We start from the raw sequence: 17,801 nt of genomic DNA, 5'->3' as shown, positions 1-17,801 counted from the left end.
GGTTTCGGGACGACACCCGAGGCAGCCGGGAACGCGAACCTCCGAATGGCCCGTTTCCGTACCCCGGCGAATCGATCCTCCACCGGCCCCGGCACCCCGCGGCGACACGCCCGGGAACCCGTCGCCGGCGCCGGCCGCGGAGCCGTGGACGTGACCCGCATTACCGCCCTTCCTCAGTCGCGCGCAAGCGATTCGCCCAAGGAAAACCGCATCGGCGCACTAGACTGACGGGCTGTTTGGCGCTGGAACGGAACAACCCGGGCAGACCCGGGCTCCACCGGCGACCCGGACTTTCCGGGAGGACACGCGAGGGCCGATGTCAGCCACACCCGAGCTCGGCGAACTCACCCATCCCGACGACGGGGAGGCGTACGAGGACTCCGGCAAAGCGGCCCGGTTCACCGCCGGCCCCGCCGCCCCGCCCCGCACCCTCGTCGACATCCTCGACGCGACCGTCCGGGCCCACCCCGACGAACCCGCCCTCGACGACGGCACCAGCCGGCTCACCTACCGTGCCCTCGCGGCCGAGGTCGAGCGCCGGCGCCGCGCCCTCGCCGAGGCCGGCGTCGGCATCGGCGACCGGGTCGGCATCCGCGTACCCTCCGGGACCAACGAGCTGTACGTGTCCGTCCTGGCCGTCCTCGCCGCCGGGGCCGCCTACGTGCCGGTCGACGCCGAGGACCCCGACGAGCGGGCCGAACTCGTCTTCGGCGAGGCCGGCGTACGCGCGGTGCTCGGCGCCGGACAGTCCGTCGACCTCGTCCGCCCACCGGAGCCCGGCCACGCCCCCGCCGCCCGCCCCGGACCCGAGCACGACGCGTGGATCATCTTCACCTCCGGCTCCACCGGCCTGCCCAAGGGCGTCGCCGTCGCCCACCGCAGCGCCGCCGCCTTCGTCGACGCCGAGGCCGCCCTCTTCCTCGCGGAGGAACCGATCGGACCCGGCGACCGGGTCATGGCCGGACTCTCGGTCGCCTTCGACGCCTCCTGCGAGGAGATGTGGCTCGCCTGGCGCCACGGCGCCTGCCTCGTCCCCGTCCCGCGCTCCCAGGTGCGCAGCGGCGCCGACCTCGGCCCCTGGCTCGTGGAGCAGGAGATCACCGTCGTCTCCACCGTGCCGACCCTGGCCGCCCTCTGGGACCCCGAAGACCTCGGAGAGGTCCGCCTGCTGATCTTCGGCGGCGAGGCCTGCCCGCCCGAACTGACCCAGCGCCTCGTCACCGAGGGCCGCGAGGTCTGGAACACGTACGGCCCCACCGAGGCCACCGTCGTCGCCTGCGCCTCGCTCCTCACCGGCGAGGAACCGATCCGCATCGGCCTCCCGCTCGCCGGGTGGGAACTCGCCGTCGTCGACGAGTCCGGCGAGCCGGTGCCCATGGGCGGCAGCGGCCAGCTCGTCATCGGCGGCGTCGGCCTCGCCCGCTACCTCGACCCGGGGAAGGACGCCGAGAAGTACGCCCCGCTCGCCTCCCTCGGCTGGCAGCGCGCCTACCGCAGCGGCGACCTCGTCCGCGCGGAACCGGAAGGCCTCGTCTTCCTCGGCCGCGGCGACGAGCAGATCAAGCTCGGCGGCCGGCGCATCGAACTGGGCGAGGTGGACGCCGCGCTCCAGGCCCTGCCCGGCGTCGCCGGCGCGGCCGCCGCCGTCCGCACCGCGCGCGGCGGCAACCAGCTCCTCGTCGGCTACCTCGTCCCCCAGGACGGCTGGGACCACGCGGCGGCCGTCGAGCGGCTCCGCGCCGAACTGCCCGCGGCCCTCGTCCCGCTCCTCGCCCCGGTCGACGACCTGCCGACCCGCACCTCCGGCAAGGTGGACCGGGACGCGCTGCCCTGGCCCCTGCCCGACCTGGAGCCCACCGGCTCCGTCGAGCAGCTCTACGGCACCGAGGCCTGGCTCGCCGAGCAGTGGAGCGAGACCCTGGGCGTGCCCGTCACCGGCGCCACCGACGACTTCTTCGCGATCGGCGGCAACAGCCTCGCCGCCGCCCAGCTCACCACCCGGCTCCGCACCCGCTACCCCACCGCGGCCGTCGTCGACCTCTACCAGCAGCCCGTCCTCCGCAAGCTCGCCCGGCACCTGGAGAAGTCCGTCCAGGACGACGCCACGGCCCGGACCGTCGCGCCCGTCCCGCTCCGCACCCAGGTGGCGCAGGCGCTGCTGCTGCTCCCGCTGTTCACCGTCGTCGGACTGCGCTGGACGGTGGCCCTCCTCGCCCTGGGCAACGTCCTCCACCGCTTCGGGCCCTACCCCTGGGCGCCCACCGCCTCCTGGTGGCTCGTCGCCGCCGGCGCCGCCCTCCTCTACAGCCCGCCCGGCCGGCTGGTCCTCGCCGCCGGCGGCGCCCGCCTCCTGCTGCTCGGCGTCCGGCCGGGACGTCACCCGCGCGGCGGAAGCGTCCACCTCCGGCTCTGGACGGCCGAACGCCTCGCCGAATTCGTCGGCGCGACCTCCCTCACCGGCTCCTGGCTGGAACGCTACGCCCGCGCCCTCGGCGCCAAGGTCGGCCCCGACGTCGACCTGCACTCCCTGCCGCCCGTGACCGGCATGCTCAAGCTCGGCCGCGGCTGCGCCGTCGAGTCCGAGGTGGACCTCTCCGGCCACTGGCTGGACGGCGACCGCCTGGAGATCGGCCCGGTCAAGGTCGGCTCGGGCGCGGTCGTCGGCACCCGCAGCATGCTCTTCCCCGGCGCACGGGTCGGCAAGCGGGCCCAGGTCGCCCCCGGCTCCGCCGTCGCCGGCCAGATCCCGACCGGCCAGCGCTGGGCCGGAGCACCCGCCGTCAAGCTCGGCAAGGCCAAGCGCAACTGGCCCGACGAGCGCCCGCCGCGCGCCGCCCGCTGGCGCGCCATGTACGGAGCGACCGGCCTCTTCCTCACGGTCCTGCCCGTGCTCTCCGCCCTTCCCGCCCTGCTCGTCCTCGGCCTGTTCGTCCCCGCCGACGCCGGGCTCGCCGAGGCCCTGCGCGGCGCGCTGATCGCCGTCGTGCCCGGAGCCCTCGCCTTCGGCCTCGCGTACGCGCTGCTGATCCTCGTCTCCGTACGGCTGCTCAGCCTCGGACTGCGGACCGGCACCCACCCCACGCACAGCAGGATCGGCTGGCAGGCGTGGACCGTCACGCAGCTCATGGACCGCTCCCGGGAGACCCTCTTCCCGCTGTACGCCGGGCTGATCACCCCCGTCTGGCTCCGGCTGCTCGGCATGCGGATCGGCCGTGGTGCCGAGGTGTCCACGGTGCTCGCGCTCCCCAGCCTCACGACCGTCGGCGAAGGCGCGTTCCTCGCCGACGACACCTTGACCGCCCCGTACGAACTGGGCGGCGGCTGGGTCCGCATCGGCCACTCCGTCATCGGCCGCCGCGCGTTCCTCGGCAACTCCGGCATGACCGCGCCGGGCCGCAGCGTGCCCGACGACGGACTGGTCGGCGTCCTGTCCGCCACCCCGAAGAAGGCCAAGAAGGGCAGCTCCTACCTGGGCCTGCCGCCGGTCAGACTGCCGCGCTCCGCCGCCGAGTCGGACCGGAGCCGCACCTACGACCCGCCCGCCCGCCTCCTGTGGGCCCGGGGCCTCGTCGAGCTCTGCCGGCTCGTCCCGGTGTTCTGCTCGGCGGCGCTCGCCGTCCTGACGGTCGCCGCGCTGTGCGCCCTCACCGCCACCACCGGGGCCGGGGCCGTGGGGGCCGCGCTGCTGTCCGGGGCGGTCCTGCTCGCCGCCGGGGCTGCCGCCGTGGTGGTCTCCGTGGCCGCGAAATGGCTCCTCGTGGGCCGGCACCGGACGGGGGAGCACCCGCTCTGGAGCGGCTTCGTGTGGCGCAACGAGCTCGCCGACACCTTCGTCGAGGTCCTGGCCGTGCCCTGGCTCGCCGGATCGGTGCCCGGGACCCCGCTCCTCACCCTGTGGCTGCGCGGCCTCGGCGCCCGGATCGGCCGGGGCGTGTGGTGCGAGAGCTACTGGCTGCCCGAGACGGACCTGGTCACCCTGGGCGACGCCGCCACCGTGAACCGCGGCTGTGTGTTGCAGACGCACCTCTTCCACGACCGGATCTTGAGGACGGATACTGTGGTCCTCCGCGAGGGCGCCACCCTGGGCCCGGGCGGAATCGTCCTGCCCGGAAGCACGGTCGGGGCCCGCAGCACACTGGGACCCGCCTCTCTCGTGATGGCCGGGGAATCCGTCCCCGCCGACACCCGCTGGCTGGGCAATCCGATCGAGGCGTGGCGGTCCTGAAAGGGCCACGGCGTACGAGCACAGGGCAGGGAGCGGAAGCGGCAGTGAGCGGCCAGAGGACAACGGCGTCGGACCCGTACTTTCCGGCCAACGGCGACCCCCGTTACCGCGTCCACCGGTACGAGATCGCCCTGGACTACCGCCCCGGCCCCAACCGGCTCTCCGGCACGGCCCGGCTCAGCGCCATCGTCGGCCGGGCGCCGCTCACCGAGTTCGCCCTCAACCTCGCCGAGTTCAAGGTCGGCCGGATCCAGGTCAACGGCCGCGCGCCCCACTGGACCCACCGCGGCGGCAGACTGCGCCTCCGGCCGGCCAAGCCCCTCCCCGCCGGCGCCGCCTTCACCGTCGAGCTGCACTGGTCGGGAAACCCCAAGCCGGTCCGCAGCCCCTGGGGCGGCCTCGGCTGGGAGGAGCTCACCGACGGGGCGCTCGTCGCGAGCCAGCCGGTCGGCGCGCCCTCCTGGTACCCGTGCAACGACCGGCCCGCCGACAAGGCCTCGTACCAGATCTCGGTCAACACCCCGTCCGCGTACACGGTGGTGGCGGGCGGCCGGCTGCTGACCCGGACGACGAAGGCCTCCACGACCACCTGGGTGTACGAGCAGACCGCGCCGACCTCCAGCTACCTCGTCGGCCTGTCCATCGGCATGTACCAGACCGTGCTCCTCGGCGAACCCGGCCTCGACGACGTCCCGCAGACCGCCCACGTACCCGCGCACCTCCTGCCCAAGTTCTCCCGGGACTTCGCCCGGCAGCCCGCGATGATGCGGACCTTCGAGGAGCTCTTCGGCCCCTACCCGCTGGGCGAGTACGCGGTCGTCGTCGCCGACGAGGAGCTGGACGTGCCGGTGGAGGCCCAGGGCCTCTCCCTCTTCGGCGTCAACCACGTGGACGGCGTACGGGGTTCGGAGCGGCTCATCGCCCACGAGCTCGCGCACCAGTGGTTCGGCAACAGCGTCACGATCGGCGACTGGCGCCACATCTGGCTCAACGAGGGCTTCGCCAAGTACGCCGAATGGCTCTGGTCGGAGCGCTCCGGCGGCCGCACCGCACAGGAACTGGCCACCGCCGCACACCGGCTGCTGGCCACGCAGCCCCAGGACCTGGTCCTCGCCGACCCGGGCCGCAAACTCATGTTCGACGACCGCCTCTACCAGCGCGGAGGCCTCGCGGTGCACGCGGTCCGCTGCGCGCTGGGCGACGGGCCGTTCTTCCGGCTGCTGCGCGACTGGGCCACGTCCCACCGCCACGGCGTCGTCACCACCGAGAGCTTCACCGCCCACGTGGCCCGCTACGCGACCTCCCCCGTGGACACCCTGCTCACCTCCTGGCTCCACCGCGGCCCCCTGCCTCCGCTGCCGTTGCCGTAGGGCGTCGGGCGGCCCCGTTCGAACCGATCGCGCGGGGGTACGCTCGCAGGCGTGATCGAGATCATCTTCGGGCCCGACGATCTGACGCGCATACGCTTCGCACGCTCCCCGCTCGAGGAACTCGTGCACAGCGTCCCCGTCCTCGCCGGCACCCGCCGACCCGTGGTGCACCGGCCCTGGCGGGAGTTCGCGGCGGGACGCGTGCGCGGCCTCGACCTGCGTGTGCTGCTCGCGCTCGCCCAAGGGCCCCGTGTCGTCCCCGACTTCCTCGCACCGCCGCCGGAGGCCCTGACCGGGGAGTTCCGCGACGAGCTGGACGCGATCGCCGCGACGCCCGCCGCCACGGTGCGCACCGCGCTCGACGAACTGGGCACCGGAGACCTGCTCCCCGCCGTCCTGCGCCCGCTGTACGAGGACCCGGAGCGGGAACTGCCCGGTCTCGTGGACACGATGGCCGCGTACTGGCGGGCCGCCGTCGAGCCGGTGTGGCCGCGGCTGCGGGCTCTCGACGACGCCGACATCGCGCACCGGGCGGGGCAGCTCACCACCGGCGGCCTCGCCAAGGTCTTCGACGACCTCCACCCCGAGGCGCGCTACGAGGTCGACCGGCTCCTCATCGACAAACCCCTCCACTCCGCCCGCCGTTCGTCCGACGGCGCGGGGCTGCTGCTCGTTCCCTGCGTCTTCGCCTGGCCCCGGCTGCTCGTCCTGCACAACGAGCCCTACCAGCCGACGCTCACGTACTCGCCGCGCGGGATCGGCCGGCTGTGGACGGAGGAGACGGCGGGGCAGGCCGCCCAGCCGCTCGCCGAGCTGATCGGGCGCAGCCGGGCCGCGCTGCTCGCCCACCTCGATCTGCCCCTGTCCACCAGCCAGCTCGCGGCCTACCTGGACCTCACCTCGGCGGCGGTGTCCCAGCACCTGTCGGTGCTGCGGCGCTGCAGCCTCGTCACCTCGCGCCGCTCGGGGCGCTGGATGCTCCACCAACGGACCCCGCTGGCAGGGCAGTTGCTGGGTGCGCCCGCACGGCACGCGGCCCCGAAGACGTAGCCGTGGCCACGCTTCGGGGCCGCCCCCCGTGCATCGCTGTTCCCTGTGGACCCCCGTCCCTCAGGGATCAGGCGAAGTAGATGCCCTTCGGGTCCACGGAGGACCAGCCGGTGCCGGCGCCGACTCCCGCGGACCAGTTCGTGTGTCCGCTGCCGGAGCCGTTGTTGGGGAAGTACCTCAGTGCGTCACCGGACTTCTGGACGAGGTCGGCCCGGTTGTCGCCGGTGATGTCGGCGAACCAGATGGCGGCCGGGTCGTGCCCGGACCAGCCGGAGCCGGTGAAGTACACCGTGCCGTACGGCCAACCGCCTCCGCCGCCCGTGGTGTTGGGCGCCACCATGAACTGGTCGCCGAACCGCTCGATGCGCTCGGCGCGCTGGTCGCCGTTGAGGTCGGCGAACCAGATGGCCCGCGGATTGTGGCCGCCGTAGCCGTACCCGATGGTCACCGGGGCGGCCCAGCTCTTGCCCTCGCCGAGGTTGCGGAAGTAGCGGAGCACGTCACCGCTCCGCTGGACGAGGTCGTCCTGCCCGTTGCCGTCGATGTCCGCGAACCAGATGGCCGACGGGTCGTGGCCGGACCAGCCGCCGCCGGTGCGGAACGGCGGGACGGTCCACGGGTTGGCGCCGAACGTGGGCGTCCCGTTGTGGGTCCAGACGCGGAAGCTGTCACCGTCCAGCAGGACGAGGTCCTTGTACCGGTCGTTCGTGAGATCGGCGAAGTACACCTTGCTCGGGTCGACACCGCTCCAGCCGCTGCCGTGCACCTTTCCGGTGCCGCCCCAGGGCCATGCCCGGTCGTCGCCGTCGGTGTTCTGCCAGACGCGGAAGGAGTCGCCCTCCTTCTTCACCAGGTCGGCGAGCGCGTCGCCGGTGAAGGAGCCGCCGGAGAGAACCAGCGGCACGGCGGTGGCCGGAGCGGTGGTCCCGGCGATCCCGAGCGCGAGCGCCGTCAGGCCGAGGGCGAGCGCCCTCAGGCCCCGGAAGGCCCTGGTGGGGCGGGCGGCCGGGGTCGTCCCGGCGGCGGTGGTCATGCGGGTCATGGCCGTCCTCACGGTGGAAGGTGGTGTGGGTCCCGGCACCCGTCGCCGGGCGCCGGGAAGAACCTTCCGCCGCGCGCGCCTGCCCCGGCCACGATTTCGTCACCGCTTAAACGGAGCCGGGGCGAAGGCGACGAACCCGGGACACGCCGCAGGGGGTGTCCCACCGGTCGGGCCGGACCGACGGGACACCCCCTGCCGTGTCACACGATCTCGACGAGGAGGTCGCCGCCTTCCACCTGCTGGATCCTGGTGATGGCCAGGCGCGCGATTCGGCCGCTCCGCGTGGCGGTGATCGAGGCCTCCATCTTCATCGCCTCGATCGTCGCCACCGTCGCACCGGCCTCGACCTCGTCGCCCTCGGCGACGGCCAGCGTGACCACACCGGCGAACGGCGCGGCGACATGGCCGGGGTCGGACCGGTCGGCCTTCTCCGTCACCGGGAGGTCGGCGGCCGCCGCCTCGTCGCGCACCTGGATCGGACGCAACTGGCCGTTCAGGGTGGACAGGACGGTGCGCATGCCCCGCTCGTCGGCCTCGCCGATGGCCTCCAGCTCGATGAGCAGCCGCACACCGGGACCAAAGTCGACCGCGTACTCCTTCCCCGGAAGCAGCCCGTAGAAGAAGTCCTTGCTGTCGAGCACGCTGGTGTCGCCGTACGCCTGGCGGTGCGCCTCGAACGCCTTCGTCGGGCCGGGGAAGAGGAGGCGGTTCAGGGTCGCGCGGCGGTCCTTGGCCAGCCCGGTGCGGTCCTCGGCGGTCAGGTCCCGCATCGGCCTGGGCGCGGGACGGCCCTCCAGCGCCTTCGTGCGGAACGGCTCCGGCCAGCCGCCGGGCGGCGTGCCCAGTTCGCCGTGGAGGAAGCCGACGACCGAGTCCGGGATGTCGAAGCGGTTCGGCGCCGCCTCGAAGGCCTTGGGGTCCACCCCCGCGCCCACGAGGTGCAGGGCGAGGTCGCCCACCACCTTCGACGAGGGCGTGACCTTCACCAGCCGGCCCAGCATCCGGTCCGCGGCCGCGTACGTCGACTCGACGTCCTCGAACCGGTCGCCGAGGCCGAGCGCGACGGCCTGCGTCCGCAGGTTGGAGAGCTGCCCGCCGGGGATCTCGTGGTGGTACACGCGCCCGGTCGGCGAGTCGAGCCCCGCCTCGAAGGGGGCGTAGATCTTGCGGACGCTCTCCCAGTAGGGCTCCAGGTCGCCCACCGCCTGGAGGTCGAGGCCGGTGGGCCGCTCGGAGTGGTCCGTCGCGGCGACGATCGCCGACAGCGAGGGCTGCGAGGTGGTGCCCGCCATGGAGGCCACCGCGCCGTCCACCGCGTCCGCCCCGGCCTGGATCGCGGCGAGGTAGGTGGCGAGCTGACCGCCCGCGGTGTCGTGGGTGTGGAGGTGCACCGGCAGGTCGAACTCGCTGCGCAGCGCGGAGACCAGCTTGGCGGCGGCGGGGGCGCGCAGCAGACCGGCCATGTCCTTGACCGCCAGCACGTGCGCCCCGGCCGCCACGATCCTCTCGGCGAGCCGCAGGTAGTAGTCGAGCGTGTAGAGCTGCTCCGCCGGGTCGGAGAGGTCGGAGGTGTAGCAGAGCGCGACCTCGGCCACCGCCGTCCCGGTCGCCCGTACGGCGTCGATGGCGGGCCGCATCTGGTCGACGTCGTTGAGCGCGTCGAAGATCCGGAAGATGTCGATGCCGGTGGCGGCGGCCTCCTGCACGAAGGCGTCGGTCACCTCGGTCGGGTAGGGCGTGTACCCCACGGTGTTGCGGCCGCGCAGCAGCATCTGCAGACAGATGTTGGGCACGGCCTCGCGCAGCGCGGCGAGACGCTCCCAGGGGTCCTCGGCGAGGAAGCGCAGCGCGACGTCGTAGGTGGCACCGCCCCAGCACTCCAGGGACAGCAGCTGCGGCAGCGAGTGCGCCACCGTCGGGGCGACGGCGAGCAGGTCCTTCGTCCGGACGCGGGTCGCGAGGAGCGACTGGTGGGCGTCGCGGAAGGTGGTGTCGGTGACGCCCAGGGTCGGCGACTCGCGCAGACTCCGCGCGAAGCCCTCGGGACCGAGCGCGGCCAGCCGCTGCCGGGACCCGGCCTGCGGCTCACCGGCGGCCCGCCGGGGCAGCTTCGTGGCCGGGGCGACCAGGTCGGGCCGGGGCCCGTGCGGCTTGTTCACGGTGACGTCGGCGAGGTAGGTGAGCAGCTTCGTGCCGCGGTCGGCCGAGTGGCGCGCGGTGAGCAGGTGCGGCCGCTGCTCGATGAACGCCGTGGTGACCCGGCCAGCCTGGAAGTCCGGGTCGTCCAGCACCGCCTGGAGGAACGGGATGTTCGTCGAAACGCCACGGATGCGGAACTCGGCCACCGCCCGCCGGGCCCGGTCGACGGCGGTCCCGAAGTCCCGCCCCCGGCAGGTCAGCTTGACCAGCATCGAGTCGAAGTGGGCACTGACCTCCGTACCGGCGTGGGTGGTTCCGCCGTCGAGCCGGATGCCCGAACCGCCGGGGGAGCGGTACGCGCTGATCATCCCGGTGTCCGGGCGGAAGCCGTTGGCCGGGTCCTCGGTGGTGATCCGGCACTGCAGCGCGGCGCCGCGCAGGACGACGGACTCCTGCGCCAGACCGAGGTCGGCGAGGGTCTCCCCGGCGGCGATGCGCAGCTGCGACTGCACCAGGTCGATGTCCGTGACCTCCTCGGTCACGGTGTGCTCGACCTGGATGCGCGGGTTCATCTCGATGAAGACGTGGTTGCCCTCGGGGTCGAGGAGGAACTCCACGGTGCCGGCGTTGCGGTAGCCGATCCGGCGGGCGAACTTCACGGCGTCGTCGCAGATGCGCCGGCGGACCTCCGGGTCGAGGTTCGGGGCGGGCGCGAGCTCGATCACCTTCTGATGGCGGCGCTGGAGCGAGCAGTCCCGCTCGTACAGGTGGATGACACCGCCCTCGCCGTCCGCGAGGATCTGCACCTCGATGTGACGGGGGTCGACGACGGCCTTCTCCAGGAAGACGGTCGCGTCGCCGAAGGCGGACTCGGCCTCGCGGGCCGCCGCCTCGATGGACTCCCGCAGGCTCGCCGGGTCCTCGACCCGCCGCATGCCCCGGCCGCCGCCACCGGCGACGGCCTTGACGAACACCGGGAAGCCGATGCCCTCGGCGGCCGCCACCAGCTCGTCCACGTCGGTGGAGGGCGCCGAGGAACCCAGCACCGGCACACCCGCCTCGCGGGCGGCGGCCACGGCCCGCGCCTTGTTGCCGGTCAGCTCCAGGGTCTGCGCGGACGGGCCGACGAACGTGATGCCCGCCTCCTCGCAGGCGCGCGCCAGCTCCGGGTTCTCGGAGAGGAACCCGTACCCCGGGTAGACGGCGTCGGCACCGGCCAGGCGAGCCGCCCGGATGATCTCCTCCACGGAGAGGTACGCCCGTACCGGGTGCCCTGGCTCACCGATCTCGTACGCCTCGTCGGCCTTCAGACGGTGCAGTGAGTTGCGGTCCTCGTGAGGGAAGACGGCAACCGTACGCGCACCCAGTTCGTAGCCAGCGCGGAACGCGCGAATCGCGATCTCCCCGCGGTTCGCTACCAGCACCTTGCGGAACATCCTGATCCCTTCACCCTGCCGGTGATGAGCCCTGGGGGCGCCACTCGCCCGCGTCGCGCCCGGCTCGTTCCGGCAACGCTAAGGGCTGCGCCGTGGGCTACTGAAGGTCCCATCACAGTGACATGGATCATCGCCGTGAGGCGTCCTGCCGGTCAGGCCGCGCGTGTCGAGGTCAGGACGCCCACCTTGTCGATGCGGTGCTCGGGGTTGTGCAGGGCGTCCCGCCAGAAGTTGCCCGCCGCGTTGTCCTCCGGCGTCGCGCAGGTGGAGAGCGTGATCATGGCCCGGGTGGGCTTCTCGCCCGGTTCGCCCGGCACCGCGGCGCGCTGCTCGGCGAGCGAACGAGCCGAACGGAAGGACGTGCTGCGGGTCTCGGTGATCTCGTAGGTGTAGACGGTGCCTTCGACGGTGACGTGCACCTGGTCGCCGACCTCGACCGAGGGCAGCTCGCGCAAGGGCCCGCCCGCCGAGAGCCGGTGGGCGGTCACCAGGTAGTTGCCGATGTCGCCGGGCCCCACACCACCGCGCTTCCCGTACGGGCTCGCCGCCACACCACGGTCCTGTATCCGGGTGCCCGGGCGGTCGTCGGTGGTGCCTTCGTACGGGACGACGTCGAGGTCCTCGACCCCGATCGACGGTATGGACAGCTCGGCGGCGACGGGCCCGCGGGGCGAGGGGACCGGGGGAGTGGCGGAGGGGACCGGAACCGAGGGCGACGGCGAGGGGGCCGCGGACGTCGTCGCCGGGCCCTGGCCCGTCCCCGTCGTCGCCGGGGCCACCGACGAGGGGCCGTGCGCTCCCGTGGGCGTACCGGCACCGGCAGCACTGGAGCGGGGACTGGTACTCGCACCGGTACGTGAACCGGCACCGTCGCCGCCCGCGCAGCCGCCCGCCGCGGCGGCGGTGCCCGCGAGCAGCACGGCGACGACGGCGACCCGAGCCCGGCGGGAGACCGCTCCACCGGCCAGCGGCCCCGTCCGGAAGGACCCTCCACGCGCGGCACTCATACCCCCAAGGATGGCCCACCCTCCTCGCCCCGGCACCCACGGCGGCCGCCCCGGCGGGGTCTGGGCCGGATGGCGCACCGGGCAGGCGGCTTCCGGCGGCGCACCCGATGCTGAGGCGGACCCCGCGAAACGGGGTGCCCGTCCACCCGGCGTCACCGTGAAGGAGCTCCCGTGTCGGCACGCCCTGAAGTCCGGTCCCGCTCACGCGCACGTCTGCGTCTGTCCGTCGCGGGCCTGGCCGCGTCCGCCGCCCTCGCCGCCCTGGTCCAGCCCGTCCAGGCCACGGGCACGCCGAAGCCCCCGCCGTCGCCCGCGCACAAGGACCTGCGCAAGCAGCTGAACGATCTCGTCCGGACGGCCGGCGGGCCGCCCGGCGTGATCGTGACGATGCGGCAGGGCGACCGGACGAAGGTCTACCGGGCCGGGGTCGCCGACACGAGGACCGGCCGCCCGCCCCAGCCGACCGACCACATGCGGATCGCGAGCGTCGCCAAGGCCTACAGCGGAGCGGTCGCGCTCCGCCTGGTGGACCGGAGGAAGCTGGCCCTCGGCGACACGATCGGCGAGCGCCTGCCTTCGCTGCCGGTCGCCTGGCACGGGGTGACGCTCCGTCAACTGCTCAACCACACCAGCGGGCTGCCCGACTTCTCGAAGGCCCCGGCGTTCGTCGCGATCCTGCAGCAGGACCCCCGGCACCACTTCGACTCCCGCCGGCTGCTCGACTTCGTCGCCGACGAGGACCTGCTGTTCCCGCCGGGATCGACGTACGAGTACTCGAACTCCGACAACATCGCCGTCGCGCTGATGGCCGAAGCGGCCACCGGGCGGCCGTACGAGCGGCTCCTCGACCAGCTCGTCTACCGGCCCCTCGGCACGGGGCGGACCAGCCTGCCCCAGGGCTACCGGCTGCCGGAGCCGTACCTGCACGGCTACGACGTGACACCGCCCGCCCCGCCGGAGGACATCAGCGAGGTCATCGGCGCGTCGGGCGTCTGGGCGTCCGGCGGCATCGTCTCGACGCCGAAGGACCTCAACACCTTCGTCCGCGCCTGGGCCGGCGGCCGGGACTTCCTCTCGAAGGAGACCCGCCACGAGCAGCGGACCTTCATCCCCGGCGCCGCCTCGGAGCCCGCGGGACCCGGGGTCAACGCGGGCGGACTGGCGATCTTCCGCTACAAGACGCGGTGCGGCACGGTCTTCGGCCACACCGGCAACTTCCCGGGCTACACCCAGTTCGCGGCCGGCACGGCCGACGGCAAGCGGTCCCTCACCTTCTCGATCACCACCCAGACCAGCAAGACGGTCAAGCCGGACCTGCTGGCCAAGGTCCGCGCGGTCCAGGAGAACTTCGTCTGCGCCCTGCTGCACGACTGACCCCGCCCCCGGGGCCCGGACGTCACGGCGTCGCGGTGCGCAGCCCCGTCAGGAGGCGGTCGAGTGCCTGTTCCGCGGCGTGCGGGTCCCCGCCGCGGGCGATCCAGAGCGCCGCCTCGTTCATCGCGCCCGAGAGCAGCCGGGCCAGGGGCTCCACCGGCTGGTCGGCGATGACTCCGGCCTCGGCGAGCGCCGCCAGGGCCTCCGCGAGGTGGCGGGCGGAGGACTCCTCGTCCATCGCCCGCCACTCGTCCCAGCCCAGCACGGTCGGCGCGTCGACCAGCAGGATCCGCCGCACCGCCGGGTCGGTCCCCGCGGCCAGGAAGGCCCGGCAGCCGGCCCGGAGCTGTTCCCAGAGGTCGTCGTGCCGCTCCGCCTCGGTCGCGACCCGTTCGCCCAGCTCCCGCTGGACCTCGCCGACGACGGCCCGGAAGAGCCCCGCCTTGCTGTCGAAGTGGTGGTAGGCGGCTCCCTTGGTGACCCCGGCGGCCCGTGCCACCTCGGCCAGCACCACGTGGTGGTAGCCGTCGGCGGCGAACCGGCGCCGCCCCTCGGCCAGCAGCGCCCGCCGCGTGGCCGCTCGCTGTTCGGCTCGGTTGACCGCCATCGCGTACCGCCCTTTCCATTTCGCGTACCCGGGGTATGCTAACGCCAAGGTTCACATACCCCGGGTATGCGAAAGCGACGCGAAGGGTCACTGCCATGACGAACGAACACGCCACCTCGCCCACGACCGGGCTCGGCGGCTTCTACCCGGTGCTCGCGACCGAGGACGTGGCGGCCTCCCGCGACTTCTACACCCGTCACCTCGGGTTCGACGTGACCTTCGAGGCGGACTGGTACGTGAGCCTGCGCCGCCCCGACGCCCCGCAGTACGAGCTGGCCCTCCTCGACCACGCCCACCCGACCGTCCCCGAGGGCCACCGGGTCGCGCTCGGCGGCGGCCTGCTGCTGAACTTCGAGGTGGACGACGTGGACGCCGAGCACCGGCGGCTCGTGACGGAGGCAGGGCTGCCCGAGGTGCTGTCGTTGCGCACGGAGGAGTTCGGCCAGCGCCACTTCATCGTGGCCGCGCCCGACGGCGTACTGATCGACGTGATCACCGTCGTCCCGCCCACGGAGGAGTACGCGGCCCAGTACACCGGCGTCTGACCGCCGCTCACCCGCTCCCGCCCGCTCGCCTGCTCCCGCCCCGTCGTCCGGTCGTCCGTCGCGCCGGCCGCGCTTAGGCTGGAGGGGCCGGGGGCGTCCGGGGCGAGGTGGGTGAGCGCGTGGCGGGGTCACTCGGCCCGGGAGCGGCAGCGACGGTCGGCACGTTCCGCTACGTGGGACGCCGACGCGAGCTGGACCTGCTCATGGCCGCCCTGCGCGACCCGCCCGCAGTCGTCCTGATCGAGGGCGAGGCCGGGATCGGGAAGTCGCGGCTCGTCGGAGAGGCCGCCGCGGCACTGCGAGCGGAGGGCGACCGGCCCGTCCTCATCGGCTTCTGCCAGCCGCTGCGCGAGCCCTTCCCCTACGGACCCGTGTCCGACGCGCTGACCAAGGCCGGCCCCTGGCTGCCGGAGAACGGCCTGCCCGACGCCGTCGGCGCACTCGCCCGGCTCCTGCCGGGCCTCGCCGACCGGCTCCCGGCGGCGCCCGCCACGCAGGGAGGGGAGCAGGCCGAGCGGCTCCGGCTGGTCCACGGAGTCCGCGCGCTCCTCACCGCCCTCGGGCCGACCACGCTGATCATCGAGGACATGCACTGGGTGGACGAGGCCACCAGGGACCTGCTCCTGCTGCTCGCCCGCGACCCGCCGGACGAACTCGGCCTCGTGCTCACCTACCGGGCCGAGGACCTGCCCCCGGACACCTCGGTGCTCGGCGCCGCCTACCGCCACCCGTCGGGCGCGGGCGGCGCCGTGATCAGGCTCGGCCCCCTCACCCAGGAGGACGTCCGCGAACTGGCCTCCGCCGCCCTCGGCCCGGTCGCCACACCCGCGCTGGCCTCCGCGCTCTACGAACGGAGCGAGGGCCTCCCGCTGGTCGCCGAGGAGGACCTGCTCACGCTCGCCGAGCAGGGAGGCACGACCGACCATCGGGAGGTGGTCCGCCGCCTCCAGGACACCGACGTGCCCAAGGGCCTGCGCGAGGCGGTCACCGAGCGGCTCGCCGGTCTGTCACCGGCCGGCGCCGCGATCGTCGCCGCCGCGGCGGTGCTGGCCGTCCCCTCGGACGAGGCGCTCCTCGCCGCCGTCGCCGGCCTCGACCCCGAGACCGGCACCGACGCCCTGATCGAAGCCCTGAACAGCTCCTTGCTCCGCGAGACCGAGGACCAGCGGTACGCCTTCCGGCACGTCCTCGCCCAGCAGGTCGCGTACGGACACACCCCGGCCCCGCGACGGAGCCGGCTGCACCGGGCCGCCGTGGCCGCGCTCCAGGAGCGGACCCCGGCCCCGCTCGTCCAGATCGCCCATCACACCCTCGCCCTCGGCGACCGCGCCGGATGGCTGCGCCGGGCCGAGGAGGCCGCCGAGCAGGCCGCCGCCGTCGGGGACCAGGGCACCGCCGCCGCACTGCTCCACCGGATCCTCGACGAGCCCGGCCTCGACACCGAGCGCCGCTCCCGCGCCGCCACCGCGCTCGCCCGGATCGCGTACAACGGGGTCGACTTCGCCGCCGCCGCACGGCTGCTGCGGCGCCTGGTCGAGGACCCGCACCTCCTGAGGCCGGTCCGCGGGGAGATCCGCCTGGGGCTCGGCCTGCTGCTCCTCAACGAGTCGGCCTCCCCGTCCTGGGTGAGCGAACTCGAACTCGCGGTCGACGAGCTGGACGAGCGCCCCGTCACCGCCGGCCGGGGCATGCTCGCCCTCGCGCTCAACGAACGGGCCGGTCCCGCCTGGTCGGCACGCTGGATGGAACGAGCCCGGCAGGCCCTCGACGACAGCGGGGACGAGGACTTCGGGGCGGCGTACGAGGCGACGGAGCTGACCCTGCTCGGCTGGCGCGGGGACCACACCCTCTGGGACCGCCTCGACCGGCTGCCCCGGGACACGGACTCCCCCGCCAGGCAGTGGCAGACCGCCCGGGCGCTCCACAACGTCGCCGAGGCGGCCATCGCCCTCGGCCACGACGCCCGCGCCGCCGGGCTCGTCACGGAGAGCCGGCAGCAGGGGCGCCGGGTGGGCGCGGTGATCGTGGAGTGCTACGGGCGCGTGCTCGACCTGTGGCTGGACACCCTCGCCGGACGCTGGGACGGCCTGGAGGACCGCTTCGACGCCCTGATCGCCGCGTACCCGGACATCAGCGTGCCCCACTCGGAGCGCCTGCTCGCCCTCGGCACGCTGGCCTTCGCCCGCGGCCGGCGCGGCCCGGCCCTGGAGCACTTCGAACAGGCCGTGCAGCACGGGGCGCGGCAGATCGCCGTGAGCACCGAGCTGCGCGCCACCGCCGGGCTCATGACCGTCCGCCTCGCCCAGGGAGCCGAGCGGGAGGCCTGGGAGGCGGCCGGACCCGCCCTCGCCGCGCTCCGCGGCGCCGAGTCCTGGACCAAGGCGACGGGCCTCGTCCCCGTGGCCGTCGAGGCGGCCCTCGCCTGCGCGGACCGCTCCTCGGCCCGGCGGCTCGTGGAGGAGGCCGACGAGGGACTCCGGGGCCGGGAAGCACCGGCGGCGCAGGCGGAGCTCCACCTGGCCCGCGGACTCCTCCACCTCGACGGGGACCCCGCTCGCGCGGCGGAGGAGTTCGGAGCGGCCCGGAGCGGCTGGCGGGACATCGGGCGCCCCTACGCGGCGGCCCACGCCACCGAACGCCAGGGGCGCGCCCTGGCCGCGGCCCGCGAGCCCGCCGAGGCGGCGACGCTCCTCGCGGCGGCCGTCGACGCGTACTCCGCGCTCGGCGCGGTGGCCGACGTCTCGCGGTGCCGCCACCTCACGCGGGAACTCGGCCTCACCCCGCCGGACACCCCGGGCCGCCGCGGCTACGGCGACCGGCTGTCGCCCCGTGAACGGCAGGTGGCGGAGCTGCTGGCGGCCGGCGAGACCAACCAGGCCATCGCGGACACGCTCTACCTGTCGACGCGGACCGTCGAGAACCACGTGGCCAGGGTGCTGCGCAAGCTGGGCACCACGCGCAAGGACGTGGCGGGCACGCTGGGGGAACAGGGCCCGGACGGCTGAC

Annotated in this window: 10 protein-coding genes; 6 read left to right on the top strand and 4 right to left on the bottom strand. The window is 74.3% G+C overall.

The annotated features are described in order from the left end of the window. Nucleotides 1–316 precede the first annotated feature (316 nt). The 3 genes from ACF08F_RS33030 to ACF08F_RS33020 are packed head-to-tail and all read left to right on the top strand — an operon-like array spanning nt 317 to nt 6,645. Complete coding sequence (locus ACF08F_RS33030) at nt 317–4,225, top strand: Pls/PosA family non-ribosomal peptide synthetase (protein WP_392302214.1); 3,909 nt, start codon at nt 317–319, stop codon at nt 4,223–4,225. Nucleotides 4,226–4,269: 44 nt separating this feature from the next. Next, nucleotides 4,270–5,595: a M1 family metallopeptidase gene (locus tag ACF08F_RS33025; protein ID WP_392302213.1), complete on the top strand. Its 1,326-nt coding sequence runs from the start codon at nt 4,270–4,272 to the stop codon at nt 5,593–5,595. A gap of 51 nt (nt 5,596–5,646) precedes the next feature. Continuing rightward, on the top strand, nt 5,647–6,645 hold the full coding sequence (locus tag ACF08F_RS33020) for a DUF5937 family protein (protein WP_392302212.1): 999 nt from the start codon (nt 5,647–5,649) through the stop codon (nt 6,643–6,645). A gap of 67 nt (nt 6,646–6,712) precedes the next feature. Here the strand turns inward: ACF08F_RS33020 and ACF08F_RS33015 are convergent, their stop codons facing one another. The 3 genes from ACF08F_RS33015 to ACF08F_RS33005 form a co-directional block, all read right to left on the bottom strand. Further along, nucleotides 6,713–7,687: an FG-GAP repeat domain-containing protein gene (locus ACF08F_RS33015; protein ID WP_392302211.1), complete on the bottom strand. Its 975-nt coding sequence runs from the start codon at nt 7,685–7,687 to the stop codon at nt 6,713–6,715. A 200-nt stretch (nt 7,688–7,887) separates the two neighbouring features. Further along, nucleotides 7,888–11,262 carry a pyruvate carboxylase gene (locus tag ACF08F_RS33010; RefSeq protein ID WP_392302210.1) on the bottom strand — a complete coding sequence of 1,125 codons (3,375 nt, stop codon included), beginning with the start codon at nt 11,260–11,262 and terminating at the stop codon, nt 7,888–7,890. Between the two features lie 152 nt (nt 11,263–11,414). After that, nucleotides 11,415–12,269 (bottom strand): class E sortase, encoded by an 855-nt coding sequence (locus ACF08F_RS33005; RefSeq protein ID WP_392302209.1) that lies wholly within the window; start codon nt 12,267–12,269, stop codon nt 11,415–11,417. Between the two features lie 171 nt (nt 12,270–12,440). Here ACF08F_RS33005 and ACF08F_RS33000 point away from each other — a divergent pair, with 171 nt between their 5' ends. Further along, nucleotides 12,441–13,643 (top strand): serine hydrolase domain-containing protein, encoded by a 1,203-nt coding sequence (locus ACF08F_RS33000; RefSeq protein WP_392302208.1) that lies wholly within the window; start codon nt 12,441–12,443, stop codon nt 13,641–13,643. A gap of 22 nt (nt 13,644–13,665) precedes the next feature. Here the strand turns inward: ACF08F_RS33000 and ACF08F_RS32995 are convergent, their stop codons facing one another. Next, the gene (locus ACF08F_RS32995) at nt 13,666–14,250 is read right to left on the bottom strand and encodes a TetR/AcrR family transcriptional regulator (RefSeq protein ID WP_392302207.1); all 585 of its coding nucleotides are present in this window, start codon (nt 14,248–14,250) and stop codon (nt 13,666–13,668) included. A 95-nt stretch (nt 14,251–14,345) separates the two neighbouring features. Here ACF08F_RS32995 and ACF08F_RS32990 point away from each other — a divergent pair, with 95 nt between their 5' ends. Both ACF08F_RS32990 and ACF08F_RS32985 read left to right on the top strand, forming a co-directional pair. Then, entirely contained in the window at nt 14,346–14,795 is a 450-nt protein-coding gene (locus tag ACF08F_RS32990; protein WP_392302206.1) for a VOC family protein, read from the top strand. A 173-nt stretch (nt 14,796–14,968) separates the two neighbouring features. Further along, a complete protein-coding gene (locus ACF08F_RS32985) occupies nt 14,969–17,800 on the top strand; it encodes an AAA family ATPase (RefSeq protein ID WP_392302205.1) in 2,832 nt (943 codons plus the stop codon). Nucleotide 17,801 lies beyond the last annotated feature (1 nt).

The sequence above is a fragment of the Streptomyces sp. NPDC015130 genome, assembly GCF_043080005.1.
Classification (GTDB): domain Bacteria; phylum Actinomycetota; class Actinomycetes; order Streptomycetales; family Streptomycetaceae; genus Streptomyces.
The sequence above is the reverse complement of the archived record's forward strand: the minus strand, read 5'-3'. Positions and strand labels throughout refer to the sequence as shown.